Origin of the sequence: Flavobacterium reichenbachii, assembly GCF_002217435.1 — a bacterium.
Taxonomy (GTDB): Bacteria; Bacteroidota; Bacteroidia; order Flavobacteriales; family Flavobacteriaceae; genus Flavobacterium; species Flavobacterium reichenbachii.
In genome coordinates, this window is record NZ_MUHF01000024.1 from 1 (window position 1) to 15,476 (window position 15,476).

Consider the following 15,476-nt stretch of genomic DNA (forward strand, 5'->3'; position numbering starts at 1 on the left):
TTAAAAACAAAAAACCCACTCAGTTGAGTGGGTTTTGGTGGTGCCTCCAGTCCCGAGGCTTCGGGAGAACCAGGTTATTAGGATTTTCTCTTAGATAGAATATCCTTTAAAATAGAATGGTCTTCAATTATTTTATTATTGAAAGTTTTGCTTTTCATTCTTTTGATAAATCTTTCTAAATATAGAGCTTCATCTTTATTATTACAAATGAAAGATAATACTACTTTCCAATCGTTAGCAGTCTTTGTGAAAGAATTAGAGTAAAAATGAGCTTGATGTTTTAAAATTCTTTGGTCTATATTGTTTGTTTCTCCAATGTAGAATTTTTTGGTAGAATCTGAATAAAGAATGTATAAGTAATGCATATCAAAGGTGTTAAAAACAAAAAACCCACTCAGTTGAGTGGGTTTTGGTGGTGCCTCCAGGGATCGAACCAGGGACACATGGATTTTCAGTCCATTGCTCTACCATCTGAGCTAAGGCACCATGCTGATTGCGGGTGCAAAGATAGAATCATTTTTCGTTTATCCAAAACATTTTTTTAAAAAAATCAATTTGTATCTTCGCATTCATAAAAAAGCAAACATGATTTTAACGGTTGATGTTGGAAATACCCGAATTAAAGCAGCTGTATTTGAGGGAAATACTGCTCTGGAAAATTTTGTTTTTGAGAAAAATAAACTCGAAAAAAAAATTGAAAAAATTTTAAAAAAATTTCAAAACTGTACTGATTTGGTCGTTGCATCAGTAGGAAAAGTAGAAAAAGAGGCTTTTTTGAATTTTGAAAACCAGATTAAAATTCATTTTTTAACAAATGATGATATTTTTCCTTTTATAAATAAATATGCAACTCCCAAAACGCTGGGAATCGATCGTATGGTTTTGGCGGCGGGAGCAACATTACAATTTCCTAAACAAAACAGGTTAGTAATAGATGCAGGAACTTGTATTACCTACGATTTTATCGACGAAAACGATCATTATCTGGGCGGAGCAATTTCTCCAGGTCTTAGATTGAGATATGAATCCTTGCATCAATTCACGGCGAAGCTGCCTTTGCTGACATTAGAGATGCCCGAAGGTTATATAGGAAACTCGACTATACAGGCTATTCATTCTGGAGTTGTTAACAGTTTGGTCTATGAGATTGACGGTTTTATCGATGAATATCGTGCAAACTTTTTAAATTTTATAATAATTTTAACGGGAGGCGATGCAGATTTTTTGGCTAAACGATTAAAAAATACCATATTTGCCAATTCAAATTTCCTGTTGGAGAGTTTGAACCAAACATATCAATATAAAATCGACAATGATTAAAAAAATTATAATAAGTGCTTGTTTACTTATATCGTTCGTTTCATTCGCTCAGGAAGGTACTGCTTCGCCATATTCTTTTTACGGAATAGGTGAAAATAGATTCAAAGGAACTATTGAATATAGATCTATGGGGGGAGTTGCAATAGAACAAGACAGTATTCACTTGAATATTGAAAATCCTTCAAGTTATGCTAATTTGAAACAGACTGTTTTTACAGTTGGAGGTACTTTTGCCTCTACTACTTTAAAAAGCAGCGATGCATCTGAAAAAGCACAGCGATCTACTTTTGATTATTTAGCAGTTGGAATTCCGATGGGAAAATTTGGAGCTGCTTTTGGTTTGGTTCCTTTATCTTCAGTTGGATATAAGATTCAAGAAAATAATACTGCGACAGAAGGCGCAACAAGCACGCAGCTTAACGGAAAAGGCGGTGTAAATAAAGTGTTTTTTGGTTTAGGATATAAAATTAAACCAAACTGGAGTATTGGTGCAGATCTTCAATATAATTTTGGTAAAATTACCACAACAAGCATAGAAGGTGTTACAGGTGTTCAGAACGAAACTGCAGAGGTTAATACTTCAGAATTGTCTGGAGTTAACTTTAACATTGGTAGTATGTACCAAAGAAAGATTACTAAAAAAATGAGTTTGTTTACTAGTTTGAATTACACTTTTGCCAGCAGCTTAAATTCTAATAGTACAAGAGTGATTTCTGTAAACGGAGATCCGGAGCCATTTGAATATCCTGCACAGGAGACAAATTTAAAACTGCCAAATAAGGTGACTATTGGTGCAGGTGTAGGTGAAGCTAGAAAATGGTTAGTAGGTACAACACTTGCTTTTCAAGGAAACGGACGTTTAGCAAACTATTACAATACAATGGATAATGTGCAATATGAGAAATATGCAAAATATGCCATTGGAGGTTATTATATTCCAAATTATGCTTCTTTTAATAGTTATTTCAGCAGAATCACCTATAGAGCTGGTTTGAAATACGAAAAATTAGGTATTGTCGTGAATAACGAATCAATAAATGATGTAGGAATGAGCTTAGGAGCTGGAATTCCAATTTTAGGATCTGGATCTTTTTCTAATGTCAATGTTGGAATCGAGTTTGGAAAAAGAGGAACTGTAACTTCAGGATTAATTCAGGAAAATTATTTCAATTTTAACCTGAGTTTCTCTTTCAATGACAGATGGTTTGTAAAAAGTAAATTCAACTAGACTTAAGCGTAATGTTTTTTTAAGCTCATTACAATTTATTACATTTGGCGAATGAATTTACCAAAGAAAAATATAATAACAGTTGTCACAGTTTTTACTGTGGCATTGTTTTTTGGATGCGAAAGTAATTTTAAAGAAGTTCAGAAAATTAACTTTTCAGAATTTGTTCCGGGAAGTGATGCCGATACTGTTGATATAAAATATACTGATTCTGGACGCATATCCGGCGTTCTGATTAGTCCAAAAATGCTGGACTACTCCAATCTTGACTTTCCTTTTACAGAATTCCCTAAAGGAATTGATCTTACTATTTACGATAAAAAACAAAAACGTACTTTTATAAAATCAAATTATGCAGTTTCTTATAAAAATACAGGAATAATTGATCTGCAGGGAAAAGTAAAAATTACGTCTGAGGAAGGGCAGGTTATGGAAACAGAACAACTCTATTTTGATCAGAAAAATGAGTGGTTTTATACCGAAAGAAAATTTAAGCTTACAGATGCAAAAGGAGTATCTAATGGTCAGGGAGTTGATTTTAGTAAAGATTTTAAAGTTATTAATTCGCAGAGAGTAAGCGGCGATATTGAATCTGAAGAATAAAAATAAAGAATTATAAGATTATGGGTTATTTAAAATATACACAATACGTTTACATTTTGTTTGCAGCTTATTTTGTCTATGACGGATTTACAAAGCTGAGCGAAGGAAATGATACTTCAACTCTAAGTTTTATAATTGCCGGAATGGCAGTTTTTATGTTTTTCTTCAGGAGAAGATTTGTCAAAAAATTTGATGAGCGTAATAAAAAACAATAAAAATGGAAATTAGTATTATAATATCTTGTTTAATACTAGCAGCCTTTTTCTCGGGAATGGAAATTGCTTTTGTTTCCTCGAATAAAATTTATCTTGAAATCGAAAAAAAACAAGATAATTTTCTGTCCCGAATCCTGACTAAGCTTACCGAAAATCCATCAAAGTTTATTGCCGCAATGCTTATTGGAAACAATGTTGCAATGGTAGTTTATGGTTTTTTTATGGGTGACCTAATTCTAAAATGGATCACCAATTTATCCTTTCACTTTTCAATAGTTACTAATTTACTTCTTCAAACTCTAATTGCTGCAGTTGTCCTGCTTATAACATCGGAGTTTTTTCCTAAAGTTTTTTTTCAAATCTATGCCAATTCTTTAATTAAGATTTTGGCCGTTCCTGCATACTTGTTTTACAGATTGTTCTATTATATCTCTACTTTTTTTATTTGGATTGCAGATTTAGTTTTAATTAGATTCCTCAAAACTGAAGGAGACCCCGTTCATATGTATTTTAGTAAAATAGAACTCGGGAATTACATAACCGAACAGATGAATTCTGTAGAGGATGATGAAGAAGTAGATTCTGAGATACAAATTTTTCAGAATGCCTTAGAGTTTTCGGGTGTTAAAGCACGCGATATTATGACACCTCGAACAGAAATTGTTGCAATAGATTTATTCGACAGCATTGAAGATTTAAAAGCATTGTTTATCGAGACCGGATATTCTAAAATTGTTGTCAGTCAAAATTCATTAGATGATATAGTAGGTTATGTGCACTCTTTTGATTTGTTTAAAAAGCCAAAAACGATAAAATCAGTTCTTATGACTGTAGAGTTCGTTCCTCAAACTATATTAATAAAAGACGCTTTGAATCTTTTAATAAAAAAGCGAAAAAATGTTGCTGTTGTTTTAGATGAATATGGAGGAACTTCTGGAATTGTTACTATAGAAGATATTGTAGAAGAACTTTTTGGAGAAATCGAAGACGAACACGATTTGGACGAAGAATTAATCGAACAGGAATTGAGTGAAGGAAAGTATATTTTTTCTACTCGTTTAGATGTTGAATATCTTAATGAGACTTATAAGCTAATGATTCCCGAAGAAGATTCTTATGGAACTTTGGGTGGTTTTATTGTAAATACCACAAAAGAAATTCCCCAAAAAGGAGATAAAATCGAGATCGGTCAATTTCATTTTGTAATAGAAGAGGCGACAGATAAGAAAATTGAATTAGTCAAAATGACAATAAAAGACTGATTTTTTAAATTAATAAAAAAAAATGTGTAAAATAAAACTCTAGTTGTATTGTTATTAACTAGATAATTGTATTTTCGCAAACTGAATATAAAATTAACGATAATAAAAATGGCAGTTTTAGCAAAAATTAGACAGCGTTCCGCTTTATTGATAGGAGTTATTGCACTTGCATTATTTGCATTTATAATACAAGATCTAATCGGTAAAGGAACATTTAGTCAAAGTTCAAAAGATGTAGGAAGCATCGACGGGAAAGATATTTCATTTGAAGACTTTAGAGTTAAAGTTAGTAATGTTGAAAAAAGTGGGCAAGGAATTACTTCCACTGAAGCTGCAAACAGAGTTTGGGATGAAGAAGTTTCAATCGCATTATTATCAGCTCAATTTGATAAATTAGGATTGAGAGTTGGAGAAAAGCACTTAATTGAGGTTTTAAAATCTGATCCAAATATTGGAAAAAATCCTATGTTCTTAAATGCTGCAGGTATTTTTGACATTGCAAAATTTAAAGATTATTTTAAAACTAATCCTGAAGCAAAACAATATATTGCTGAAAAGGAAAAAGGTGCTGAATTAAACGCAAAATTTCAAATCTACAGTACATTAATAAAAGCTGGACTTTATACAACTGCTAGTGAAGGAAAGCTGAAGTATGAAATGGAAGCTAATAAAGTAAACTTTGCTTATGCTGCTGCATTATATTCTTCTATTAAAGATAGTGATGTGAAAATTTCTGATTCAGATATCGTAGATTATATGAAGAAAAACGAGAAGAAATTTAAAGCAGATGCAACTCGCGAAATTCAATACGTTTTAGTAGAAGATAAAGCTTCTAAAGAAGACGAAGCTGAAATTAGAACGAAACTGACTGGGCTTTTAAAAGGAAGTACAGTTTATAATAATGAAACAAAACAAACGGATTCTATTCCAGGTTTTAGAAATGCAAAAAACATTGCTGAATTTGTAAACTCAAACTCAGACGTTCCTTACGACTCTACTTACGTACCTAAAAACAGCCTTCCAGCTGTAGATGCTGATAAATTATTCAGTCTTCCAGCAGGTGCTATTTATGGACCTTATGTTTACGGAAAATACTTGTGTATATCTAAATCTTTAGGATTTAAAGCTGGTGTTAATGCAAAAGCAAGTCATATTTTAATTGGTTATGAAGGATCTCAGACTCCAAACCAAAAAGAAAAAAGAACTAAAGAAGAAGCTAAAGCTAAAGCTGAAGATATCTTAGCTCAGGTTCAGGCAAATCCAGATAGTTTTATGATGCTGGCTTTTACAAGTTCTGATGATTCATCTGCACAACAAGGTGGTGATTTAGGATATTTTGGTCAAAACCAAATGGTAAAACCATTTAATGATTTCGTGTTTTCTAACGGAATTGGAAAAGTTGGTCTTGTTGAAACTCCTTTCGGATTTCACATTATTAAAATTACAGATAAACAAGATGGAATTCGTTTAGCTACGATCGCTCAAAAAATTGAGCCTTCTGAAACTACTTCTGATAAAGTATTTACATTGGCAACTAAATTTGAAATGAATGCAGCTGACAAAGATTTTAATGCTGCAGCAAAAGAATTAGGGTTAAAAGTTGCTCCTGCTATTAGCGCAAAAGCTATGGATGAAGCTTTTGGTCCTTTAGGAAACCAACGTAGCATTGTTAGATGGGCATTTGATAAGGAAACTAACAAAGGAGATGTAAAACGTTTTGAAATAGCAAATATCGGTCACGTAATTGCACAATACAAAAGCGAAAACAAGTCAGGTTTAGTAGCAGTTAGTTTAGCTAGGCCTTATGTTGAATCAATCTTGAAAAACAAGAAAAAAGCAGAAATGCTAAAAGCTAAAATGACTGGTTCTACTATAGAAGCTATTGCTAAAAGTGCAGGTGTAACTGTACAGCAAGCAGCTGATGTTACTATGGAAAACCCAGTTTTACCTGGTGGTGTAGGACAAGAGCCTAAAGTTGTTGGTAATGCATTTGCTCTAACGCCAAATAAACTTTCTGCTCCAATTGAAGGAAATACAGGTGTATATGTTGTTAAAAACATCAGCACTATCAAAGCTCCTGCAATTGCTAATCATGCACCATATGTTGAAAAGTTAAAAGCTCAAAGTGCATCTGATGCAGGAAGAGTTTTACCAGCCTTAAAAAACAATGCTGATATTAAAGATAATAGATTACAGTTTAACTACTAATTTTAGTATTTAATAATCATAAAGAAGCCGAAATGTTCTAAAGAATATTTCGGCTTCTTCTTTTAATTAGTATTCGTTATTTTGCACATTGTAATACTTATCGTTCAAAAATTATGATGTTATATGGGAATAATAGAAATATAACGCTAAAAATTAGGGATATTAAAAATATTGCTGTTATTTTGGCAAAATTTTATTTTAACAATAAGTTTAATTCTTAAATTTTGTACAAAATAAAGCGAACGTATGGTGTATAACTACTTTAATATTCAAGAACTTAATGTTTTCAGTGTTTAAGTTCTTTAGAAAGAAGCCTAAAGTTTATTCTAAAATAGAAAATCATATTTTTGGAATAATTACTGAGTTGCTAAAAGTGAGCAGTACAGACATCAATTGTGATGAGCTGGGAGGTAAATACTATTTAAGTAATGAAGAACAGCACTTTAAAGTTACCATCTTGGGTAATGATAATGTGATTAGATTAACGAATACTCGTGATTCTGTTGCCGAAAAATACGATAAAATATTCGTAGAAGACGTTTTAAGAGCTGTTAAAGAAGAAAAACACCGCCGTATGGAACTCGTGTATGATTCTATTACGAATAGCATTGAGAAAATGGCAGAACGCCTGCACAATACTCTTATTGAATCTAATGAACAGAGTGAGCAGGAAAACCAAGTCGTAAGACGTCTTGAAACAAAAGAAATTAAAAATAAAAAAGTAAATTTAAACTAACTGCTGCGGTAGTTAATTTGAATTTATAAAATCATTTCATTGTAGCTAAGAATTGTTTCATATCCTTTAGAAGCAAAATAATCTTTAGGATTTTCTTTAGATACGGCCATAACAAAATCTCCACCCCAGGCACCAAGACTTTTTACAACACCAGTAAAATCTGGAAATGCTATTTCTTTAATAGTTTGCAGTTCGAGAATGTTACTAAGATGCACTTCGTGTTTTTCCAGTGCCAATGCAAATTCTTTGAGCGTTTTTGCATTTATTAAATCTTGAGTTATTCGATTGTTTTCGGAAATACTTTTTGTTAAATTTTGATTCTTATTATTGTTGTAAGCTTTTATTGCAGCTTTACTGCTTTGTTTTTTATTTAGATATACAAAATATATATTTTTGGTAAACTCAGGGTTAAAAACAACGGGCACTGCAGTGTTGTCCTCTATCTTGTATACTATAGGTGTGTTGTGTTGAGCGCAGGCAATATCATAACCGCTGCCTCCAAAACTATTTTTTAGTAAAGTAAAAGCATTAATATTTGCCCAGCTCGCAATATTATTAAGTAAAGTAGAAGATGTGCCAAGACCCCATTTTCTGGGAAACGTAAGATGTGTGCTTACAACATAACCTTCTGCCTGATCTATAAAATCTGAATTCAATAAATAAGACTCGTGCAAAATATTAATCAAAGTTGTTTTTACAGTTTCTACATCAGATTGTATATTATTTATAATTTCAGAAAACAAAATAACATCCTCAAACCAAATCTGGTTATCAAAATCATAACTAGTCCATTTAATTTCTTGATTAGAACCTTTTTCTACAACTAAATCCTGACCGAATTTTGTTGGGAGTGCAAAGGCGTCTGCTCCATCTAATACAAGATATTCTCCAGAAATTAAAAGTTTTCCGTTACTGTAAAAAGTTTTTTTCATTCTTTATTTTTAGCTCCGATTGTAATCCTGAAAGCTGTCAGGAACACCCAAAATATATTGGCGCTGAAGTATTTTAATTATTTTCGTAAATTTTCTATAAACTCAACTACAGCACTATGTGATATTGCATTTTTCTTAAAATGAGCTTTAATCAATTGGCGTTCCTGTTCGTCTGCCTCAAATTGATTGATAATATTATTAAGATGCATCTTCATGTGGCCTTGTTGGATTCCGGTAGTTGTGAGCGAACGTAAAGCAGCAAAATTTTGTGCTAAACCGGCTACTGCAACTACTTCCATTAGTTCTTTTGCAGATGGTTTCTGAAGTATTTCTAAACATAATTTTACTAAAGGATGCAGAGAAGTCAGTCCGCCTACAGTTCCTAAAGCAAGCGGGATTTCTAACCAAAATGTAAATATTCCGTTTTCTATTTTAGCATGTGATAAACTCGAATATTGTCCGTTTCTTGAGGCATATGCATGAATGCCTGCTTCTACAGCTCTAAAATCATTTCCAGTTGCCAAAATAACAGCATCAACACCATTCATAATCCCTTTATTGTGTGTTACAGCTCTAAAAGGTTCGATTTCTGCAATTTGAACAGCCTGAACAAAACGTTCTGCAAATTCTAATGGATTTGTAATGTGTTTTTCTGTTAGTTCTTCTACAGGGCATGAAACTTCTGCGCGAACAACACAATTAGGAACGTAATTAGACAAAATGCTCATGACCACTTTTATAGTTTCATTTTCTGAAAATAAATCAGAATTGTGAGCCTCTTCTTTTAGTGTTGCAGCAAATTGTTCCAGACAGGAATTAATAAAATTAGCTCCCATACTATCCTTAGTTTCAAAAGTAGCATGAAGCTGGAAATAATTCTCAAGTAAATTTCTTTTATCTTTTAATTGAATATCCAAAATACCGCCGCCACGCTGCTGCATATTTTTGGTAATACTTTGGGTTTCAGAGAAAAATTTTGGTTTAATCTGATTGAAAAAAGAATTTAGTTTTTCAGCATCTCCATTAAAAATAAAATGAACCTGGCCAATTTTTTCGGTATCAATAACAGTTGCTTTAAAACCGCCTCTGGTCGACCAATATTTTGCTGCTTTTGAAGCTGCGGCTACAACTGAGCTTTCTTCAATAGCCATCGGAATGGTTTTGTACTTTCCGTTGATTAAAAAATTAGGAGCAACACCAAGTGGAATATATAAATTGGTAATTGTGTTTTCTATAAATTCATCATGCAGTTGTTGAAGCTTGTCGTCTGAATTCCAGTAATTTCTTATAATGCTGACCGCTTCTTCAGGGTTTGAAAAATAGGAATCAGCAATCCAGTTAATTTTTTCTTTTTTGGATAATTTAGAAAATCCAGCAACAGCGTTGTTCATTCTCAATATATTAAATAATAATGTTGGTACAAATATACCATTTTAAGAGTTTTATTTAAAATGTATTTCAAAGCTTAAATTTTCCTGCTGTTATTTTTTTTAACATTTAACACTTAAAATGTGTATTATGTTTATTTTTTTCACTAAAATTGGGCTCTTTTTTATGTTTAAAATAAATTATAATGAATACAAGTAAAATTACTCTTGTTCTTTTATTTTTGGTTGCCACCGTTTTCGGACAGCAGAAGATCACTATTGAAGATATTTACGGCGGCACTTTTCGTGCTAAAGGTATGGACGAATTACAATCGTTAAAAAATACTAACCAATACACCGTTTTAAATATTGACCAAGCCAGCAGAAGCATGCAGATCGATTTGTACGATTTTGCAACGCTTAAAAAAGTATCTAACTTAATAGATACTAAAAATCATGCGGCACTAGCAGACGGAATTGACAGTTATACTTTTGATTCTTCTGAAAAGAAAATTTTAATTGCCTGTAATACTAATAAGATTTTCCGCCACTCTTTTACGGCAGATTATTTTTTATATGATATAGCATCTAAATCATTGACGAAACTTTTTGATTTTCAGGTTCAGGAACCTACATTCTCGCCAGACGGAAGTAAAATCGCTTATGCTAAGGAGAATAATTTATATGTTTACGATGTAACTTCAAAAAAATCTATAGCCATTACTACTGATGGAAAGAAAAATGCAGTTATAAATGGTATCACAGACTGGGTTTACGAAGAAGAGTTTGCTTTTGTGAGAGCTTTTGACTGGAGTAAAGACAGTAAAAAATTAGCTTATATTCGTTTTGACGAAAGCGCGGTGCCGGAATTTTCAATGTCAATATTTAAGAAAGATTTATATCCTACAATTGAAACGTTTAAATATCCTAAAGCAGGAGAAAAAAACTCTGTAGTTTCCTTGCATATTTATGATGCTGCAGGAAATTCGACCAAAAAAGTTGATTTAGGAAATTACAATGATTTTTACATTGCAAGACTACAATGGACAAATGACAATAATATTTTGTCTGCACAGGTTTTAAACCGTCACCAAGACAATCTTGATTTATTATTTGTAGATGGAACAACAGCAGCTCCAAAAGTTGTTTTAAATGAAAAAGATAAAGCTTATGTTGATGTAACAGATAATTTAACTTTTTTAAAAGATAACAGCTTTATCTGGACAAGCGAAAAAGACGGTTTTAATCATATTTATGTTTATGATAAAACAGGAAAACTTAAAAATCAGGTTACAAAAGGAAACTGGGAAGTAACTTCATACTATGGTTTCGACGAAAAAACAAAAACTATTTTCTATCAATCTACAGAAAATGGTTCAATTAACAGAGCGATATACCGTATTTCATTAGACGGAAAAAATAAACTTGCTCTTGCAAAAAATACAGGAACAAACGCGGCTACCTTTAGTCCTAATTTTCAATACTTCATTAATACGTATTCAAACGCAGTTCAGCCTACGACTTATACTTTAAACGAAGCAAAAACAGGGAAAGAAGTTCAGGTTATTGAAAATAACAAACAATTGTCTTCTACACTAGAGGCGTATAAATTGCCGTCAAAAGAATTTTTTGTTTTAAAAACGGCCAAAGGAAATGAATTGAACGCCTGGATTATGAAGCCAAAAGATTTTGATCCTTCAAAAAAATATCCGGTTTTTATGATTCAGTATTCTGGTCCGGGATCGCAGCAAGTCGTAAATGCTTGGGGCAGTTCTAATGAATATTGGTTTATGATGCTAACACAGCAAGGATATATTGTTGCTTGTGTTGACGGTAGAGGTACTGGTTTTAAAGGTGCAGCATTTAAAAAAGTAACACAGCTGCAATTAGGTAAATATGAAGTCGAAGATCAAATCGATGCGGCAAAAGTAATTGGGGCTTATCCTTATGTTGATGCTTCAAGAATAGGAATATGGGGTTGGAGTTATGGCGGATTTATGGCTTCAAACTGTATTTTTCAAGGAAATGACGTATTTAAAATGGCAATTGCTGTTGCTCCGGTTACAAACTGGAGATTTTATGACAGCGTTTATACAGAAAGATACATGAAAACGCCTCAGGAAAATGCAGATGGATACGATCAAAATTCTCCAATAAATCATGTGGAGAAATTAAAAGGGAAATTTTTATTGATTCACGGTTCTGGAGATGATAACGTTCATGTTCAAAATTCAATGCAGATGATGGAAGCATTAATTCAGGCAAATAAACAATTTGATTCTCAAATATATCCAGATAAAAACCATGGTATTTATGGCGGAGCAACGAGAATTCAGCTTTTCAATAAAATGACTAACTTTATCAAAGAAAATTTATAAAATAACTGTAATAACCTTAAATAAAAAATGAATAATATGGGAGAAACTCAAGTAAAATCAGCGCATCCAAAAGGACTTTGGGTATTGTTTGGAACGGAGATGTGGGAGAGGTTCAATTTTTATGGAATGCGTGCTTTATTGACGTTGTTTCTTGTAAACTCATTATTAATGAAAGAAGAAGAAGCTTCTTTGATTTATGGAGGTTTTCTAGGGCTTTGTTATTTGACACCAATGTTGGGAGGTTTTGTAGCTGACCGTTTTTTAGGTAACAGAAATTGTATTTTATTAGGTGGATTATTGATGGCAATTGGCCAAATGTTATTGTTTACCAGCGGAAGTGTTTTTGAAGCAAATTTGCCTCTGGCTAAAACAATTATGTATTCTGCATTAGGAGTTATTGTTTTTGGTAACGGATTCTTTAAACCAAACATTTCTAGTATGGTTGGAAGTTTGTATCCTAAACAGGAAAAAACAAAATTAGATAGTGCTTTTACTATTTTTTATATGGGAATCAATATCGGAGCATTTTTAGGACAATCTATTTGCCCTTTATTAGGCGATGTTAAAGATGCTGGCGGAATTAGAGATATTCATGCTTTTAGATGGGGATTCATGGCAGCTTCTGTTGCAATGCTTTTAGGAACAATTCTTTTTTACTTCTTAAAAAATAAATATGTGGTATCTCCAGAAGGAAGACCATTAGGAGGTTTACCATCAAAAAATGAAGCTTCGGATTTTGAAGAAGGAGAAGCACAAAAAGCTAATTTTTCTGATAGAGCTTTAGTGACTGCCGGAGTAGCATTTTTAGTTTTAGGTTTATTCTTTCACTACGTACTGGGGCAGAACTTAATTTATACCTTAATCTATTCGAGCGGTTTGTCTTTGGCTGGATTAATCATTTCAGATTCTTCGTTAACAAAAGTAGAAAGAGATAGAATTATAGTAATTTATATCGTTTCGTTCTTTATCATCTTCTTTTGGGCAGCGTTTGAGCAGGCAGGTTCTTCTCTAACTTTTATTGCAGATAATCAGACCGACAGAAACTTCTTTGGTTTTCAAATGCCGGCATCAATGGTGCAGATTTTCAACGGACTATTTGTTGTGCTGTTGGCCGTTCCTTTTAGTATATTGTGGGATACCTTAAGAGCAAAAGGAAAAGAACCAATTTCTCCTGTAAAATTAGCAGTTGGTTTAGTTGTGATTTCGGTTAGTTTCTTTATGATTGCAACTCAGGTATCGTATATCGGAACTTCTGGTTTGTTATTAGTAAAATGGTTGATTTTATTGTATTTCCTAAATACTTGTGCAGAGTTATGTTTGTCTCCAATTGGTTTGTCATTGGTTGGTAAATTATCTCCAAAACGTTTTGCATCTTTATTATACGGAGTATTCTTTTTATCTAATGCATCTGGTTATGCTTTAGGAGGAACTTTAGGTTCTATCTTGCCTGCAACAGGTGATAAATTTGCAAAAGCAAAAGAATTAGGAATCGATCTTCAGGCAATTTTAGATAAAACAGTTACGCCTACTGCAGAGCAATTGGCACTTCTGGATAAGCACCAAATTAGTGCTGCTAACCATTTCTTTGCAGGATTTGAAATTCATAACTTATATGAATTCTTCATGGTTTTTGTAGTTCTTACAGGTATCGCAGCGATTGTGTTATTTGCTTTGACTCCATTCTTGAAAAAAATGATGCACGGAGTTAGATAATGGAAAATAATATTACGTTAGAAGAAATTCAAAATTTTAAAGGCAAGTACCCAAAACAATTGTGGTACTTGTTTTTAGTTGAAATGTGGGAACGTTTTTGTTTCTACGGAATGAGAGGGGTTTTAGCTTTTTTTATGGTAGATCAACTAGGTCTGCTGGATGGACAAGCAAGTCTTCAATATGGAGCCATTCAGGCTTTTGTTTACGCTTTTACTTTTATTGGCGGTATCTTTGCAGACAAGATTTTAGGATTCAAAAAATCACTTCTTTTTGGAGGTGTCGTAATGATCTTGGGAAATTTACTAATTGCTGCAAATCCGCATGATTTCTTTTATTACGGAATCACGCTTTCTATTATTGGAACAGGTTTTTTTAAGCCAAACGTTTCTTCAATGGTCGGTGAATTGTATCATGAAAATGACGGACGCCGTGATGCGGGTTATGGTTTATTTTACGCCGGAATTAATATAGGAGGAATGCTTGGAGGTGCAATTCCTATTTATTTGGGTAAAAATTATTCTTGGAGTTTATGTTTTCTTTCTGCGGCAATAGTAATGATTATTGGTGTAGTTACTTTTCTTTTAACGAAAAAACATTTAGCGCCAATAGGAAACTCTCCTTTAGAAAATCATACACCTAAAAAGCGTACCACTTACGAAACAGCTGTATATGTAGGCTCGTTTTTAGTTATACCATTGGTATACATAATGGTGATAAACTCAGATTTTACAGAGTACTTTATGTATACAATTGGGGTTTTGGCAATTGGATATTTTTTGTTTGAATTGATACAGCTAAAAGACAGAAAACAGCAATCTAAGCTTTTGGCAGCATTTGTATTTATTTTTGGATACTTTATGTTTATGGCAATTTCTGAGCAGTCTGGCGGTTCATTGTCATTATTTGCAAAAGATAATTTATCCAGTAAATTATTGTTTTTCAATATCGATCCAAACGTAGTAAATAATAGCATCAATTCATTGTACGTTATTATCTTCAGTCCCTTGGTTGGTTTGTTGTGGATCTATCTTTACAAACGAAAAATTGAACCTAACACAGTAATTAAATTTGGTTTGTCATTTATTTTGCTGGCAGCAGGTTTCTTTATTTTTTACAGCGCGAGATTTTTTATAGATGAAAAAGGACTTAGTTCTTTAGATGTTTTTGCCTTAGGATATTTGTTGTATACAATTGGGGAACTATGTATTGGTCCAATTGGAATGTCTGTAATTACTAAATTGTCTCCTAAACGATTGTTTGGAATGATGATGGGATTATGGTTTTTGTCAAGTGCTTTCGGGCAGTTTGCAGCAGGAAAATTAGGTGCAGAAATGTCTGATGCAAACACAGGAACTACCCTAATGTCTAAGTTGATTGCTTACACAGATGGGTATTATCTATTAGCAATTTATTCTCTTGTTGCGGGTGTTGTTTTAATAGTTACAACTCCGTTAATTAAAAAATTAATGCAAGAAGTAAAATAACTACTATTTTTTGAATTTGTTTTTTGTTTA

Annotated in this window: 13 protein-coding genes and 1 tRNA gene; 10 read left to right on the plus strand and 4 right to left on the minus strand. The window is 32.7% G+C overall.

The window, feature by feature from the left end; genetic code table 11:
* Window positions 1-77: 77 nt before the first annotated feature.
* The gene (locus B0A68_RS19765; RefSeq protein ID WP_089069767.1) at window positions 78-365 is read right to left on the minus strand and encodes a GIY-YIG nuclease family protein; all 288 of its coding nucleotides are present in this window, start codon (window positions 363-365) and stop codon (window positions 78-80) included.
* Between the two features lie 45 nt (window positions 366-410).
* Window positions 411-486: transfer RNA gene (locus B0A68_RS19770), tRNA-Phe, on the minus strand.
* A 99-nt stretch (window positions 487-585) separates the two neighbouring features.
* Between B0A68_RS19770 and B0A68_RS19775 the strand changes: the two genes are divergently transcribed.
* The 7 genes from B0A68_RS19775 to B0A68_RS19805 all read left to right on the plus strand — a co-directional run bounded on the left by B0A68_RS19775 (window position 586) and on the right by B0A68_RS19805 (window position 7,572).
* Window positions 586-1,320 carry a type III pantothenate kinase gene (locus B0A68_RS19775; RefSeq protein WP_035688303.1) on the plus strand — a complete coding sequence of 245 codons (735 nt, stop codon included), beginning with the start codon at window positions 586-588 and terminating at the stop codon, window positions 1,318-1,320.
* The gene (locus tag B0A68_RS19780; protein WP_035686256.1) at window positions 1,313-2,548 is read left to right on the plus strand and encodes a membrane protein; all 1,236 of its coding nucleotides are present in this window, start codon (window positions 1,313-1,315) and stop codon (window positions 2,546-2,548) included. Before B0A68_RS19775 ends, B0A68_RS19780 begins: the two co-directional genes overlap by 8 nt.
* Window positions 2,549-2,599: 51 nt before the next feature.
* Window positions 2,600-3,151 carry an LPS export ABC transporter periplasmic protein LptC gene (lptC, locus tag B0A68_RS19785; protein ID WP_035686253.1) on the plus strand — a complete coding sequence of 184 codons (552 nt, stop codon included), beginning with the start codon at window positions 2,600-2,602 and terminating at the stop codon, window positions 3,149-3,151.
* A gap of 20 nt (window positions 3,152-3,171) precedes the next feature.
* Window positions 3,172-3,366, plus strand: coding sequence for a hypothetical protein (locus B0A68_RS19790; RefSeq protein WP_035686250.1), 195 nt, complete (start codon window positions 3,172-3,174; stop codon window positions 3,364-3,366).
* A 2-nt stretch (window positions 3,367-3,368) separates the two neighbouring features.
* Entirely contained in the window at window positions 3,369-4,628 is a 1,260-nt protein-coding gene (locus tag B0A68_RS19795; RefSeq protein ID WP_035686248.1) for a hemolysin family protein, read from the plus strand.
* A 108-nt stretch (window positions 4,629-4,736) separates the two neighbouring features.
* Window positions 4,737-6,836, plus strand: a complete 2,100-nt coding sequence (locus B0A68_RS19800) for a peptidylprolyl isomerase (protein ID WP_035686246.1) — start codon at window positions 4,737-4,739, stop codon at window positions 6,834-6,836.
* A 280-nt stretch (window positions 6,837-7,116) separates the two neighbouring features.
* A complete protein-coding gene (locus B0A68_RS19805) occupies window positions 7,117-7,572 on the plus strand; it encodes a hypothetical protein (protein WP_035686243.1) in 456 nt (151 codons plus the stop codon).
* Between the two features lie 23 nt (window positions 7,573-7,595).
* On the opposite strand, the gene B0A68_RS19810 is transcribed toward B0A68_RS19805, so the two are convergent.
* Window positions 7,596-8,504 (minus strand): GYDIA family GHMP kinase, encoded by a 909-nt coding sequence (locus B0A68_RS19810; protein ID WP_035686241.1) that lies wholly within the window; start codon window positions 8,502-8,504, stop codon window positions 7,596-7,598.
* 77 nt (window positions 8,505-8,581) lie between these two features.
* The gene (locus tag B0A68_RS19815) at window positions 8,582-9,895 is read right to left on the minus strand and encodes a hydroxymethylglutaryl-CoA reductase, degradative (RefSeq protein ID WP_035686238.1); all 1,314 of its coding nucleotides are present in this window, start codon (window positions 9,893-9,895) and stop codon (window positions 8,582-8,584) included.
* Between the two features lie 182 nt (window positions 9,896-10,077).
* On the opposite strand from B0A68_RS19815, the gene B0A68_RS19820 reads away from it, so the two are divergent.
* From B0A68_RS19820 to B0A68_RS19830, 3 genes are read left to right on the plus strand one after another with little or no spacing between them, the layout of a single operon-like run.
* Window positions 10,078-12,249 (plus strand): S9 family peptidase, encoded by a 2,172-nt coding sequence (locus B0A68_RS19820; protein WP_035686236.1) that lies wholly within the window; start codon window positions 10,078-10,080, stop codon window positions 12,247-12,249.
* Between the two features lie 36 nt (window positions 12,250-12,285).
* The gene (locus B0A68_RS19825) at window positions 12,286-13,962 is read left to right on the plus strand and encodes a peptide MFS transporter (RefSeq protein ID WP_035688299.1); all 1,677 of its coding nucleotides are present in this window, start codon (window positions 12,286-12,288) and stop codon (window positions 13,960-13,962) included.
* Window positions 13,962-15,446, plus strand: a complete 1,485-nt coding sequence (locus tag B0A68_RS19830; protein WP_035686234.1) for a peptide MFS transporter — start codon at window positions 13,962-13,964, stop codon at window positions 15,444-15,446. Before B0A68_RS19825 ends, B0A68_RS19830 begins: the two co-directional genes overlap by 1 nt.
* Window positions 15,447-15,476 lie beyond the last annotated feature (30 nt).

What these genes read in the sequence shown, in the direction of transcription:
- B0A68_RS19765 (WP_089069767.1), bottom strand. Translation starts at nt 365, where the DNA reads ATGCATTACTTATACATTCTTTATTCAGATTCTACCAAAAAATTCTAC.
- B0A68_RS19775 (WP_035688303.1), top strand. Translation starts at nt 586, where the DNA reads ATGATTTTAACGGTTGATGTTGGAAATACCCGAATTAAAGCAGCTGTA.
- B0A68_RS19780 (WP_035686256.1), top strand. Translation starts at nt 1,313, where the DNA reads ATGATTAAAAAAATTATAATAAGTGCTTGTTTACTTATATCGTTCGTT.
- lptC (WP_035686253.1), top strand. Translation starts at nt 2,600, where the DNA reads ATGAATTTACCAAAGAAAAATATAATAACAGTTGTCACAGTTTTTACT.
- B0A68_RS19790 (WP_035686250.1), top strand. Translation starts at nt 3,172, where the DNA reads ATGGGTTATTTAAAATATACACAATACGTTTACATTTTGTTTGCAGCT.
- B0A68_RS19795 (WP_035686248.1), top strand. Translation starts at nt 3,369, where the DNA reads ATGGAAATTAGTATTATAATATCTTGTTTAATACTAGCAGCCTTTTTC.
- B0A68_RS19800 (WP_035686246.1), top strand. Translation starts at nt 4,737, where the DNA reads ATGGCAGTTTTAGCAAAAATTAGACAGCGTTCCGCTTTATTGATAGGA.
- B0A68_RS19805 (WP_035686243.1), top strand. Translation starts at nt 7,117, where the DNA reads ATGTTTTCAGTGTTTAAGTTCTTTAGAAAGAAGCCTAAAGTTTATTCT.
- B0A68_RS19810 (WP_035686241.1), bottom strand. Translation starts at nt 8,504, where the DNA reads ATGAAAAAAACTTTTTACAGTAACGGAAAACTTTTAATTTCTGGAGAA.
- B0A68_RS19815 (WP_035686238.1), bottom strand. Translation starts at nt 9,895, where the DNA reads ATGAACAACGCTGTTGCTGGATTTTCTAAATTATCCAAAAAAGAAAAA.
- B0A68_RS19820 (WP_035686236.1), top strand. Translation starts at nt 10,078, where the DNA reads ATGAATACAAGTAAAATTACTCTTGTTCTTTTATTTTTGGTTGCCACC.
- B0A68_RS19825 (WP_035688299.1), top strand. Translation starts at nt 12,286, where the DNA reads ATGGGAGAAACTCAAGTAAAATCAGCGCATCCAAAAGGACTTTGGGTA.
- B0A68_RS19830 (WP_035686234.1), top strand. Translation starts at nt 13,962, where the DNA reads ATGGAAAATAATATTACGTTAGAAGAAATTCAAAATTTTAAAGGCAAG.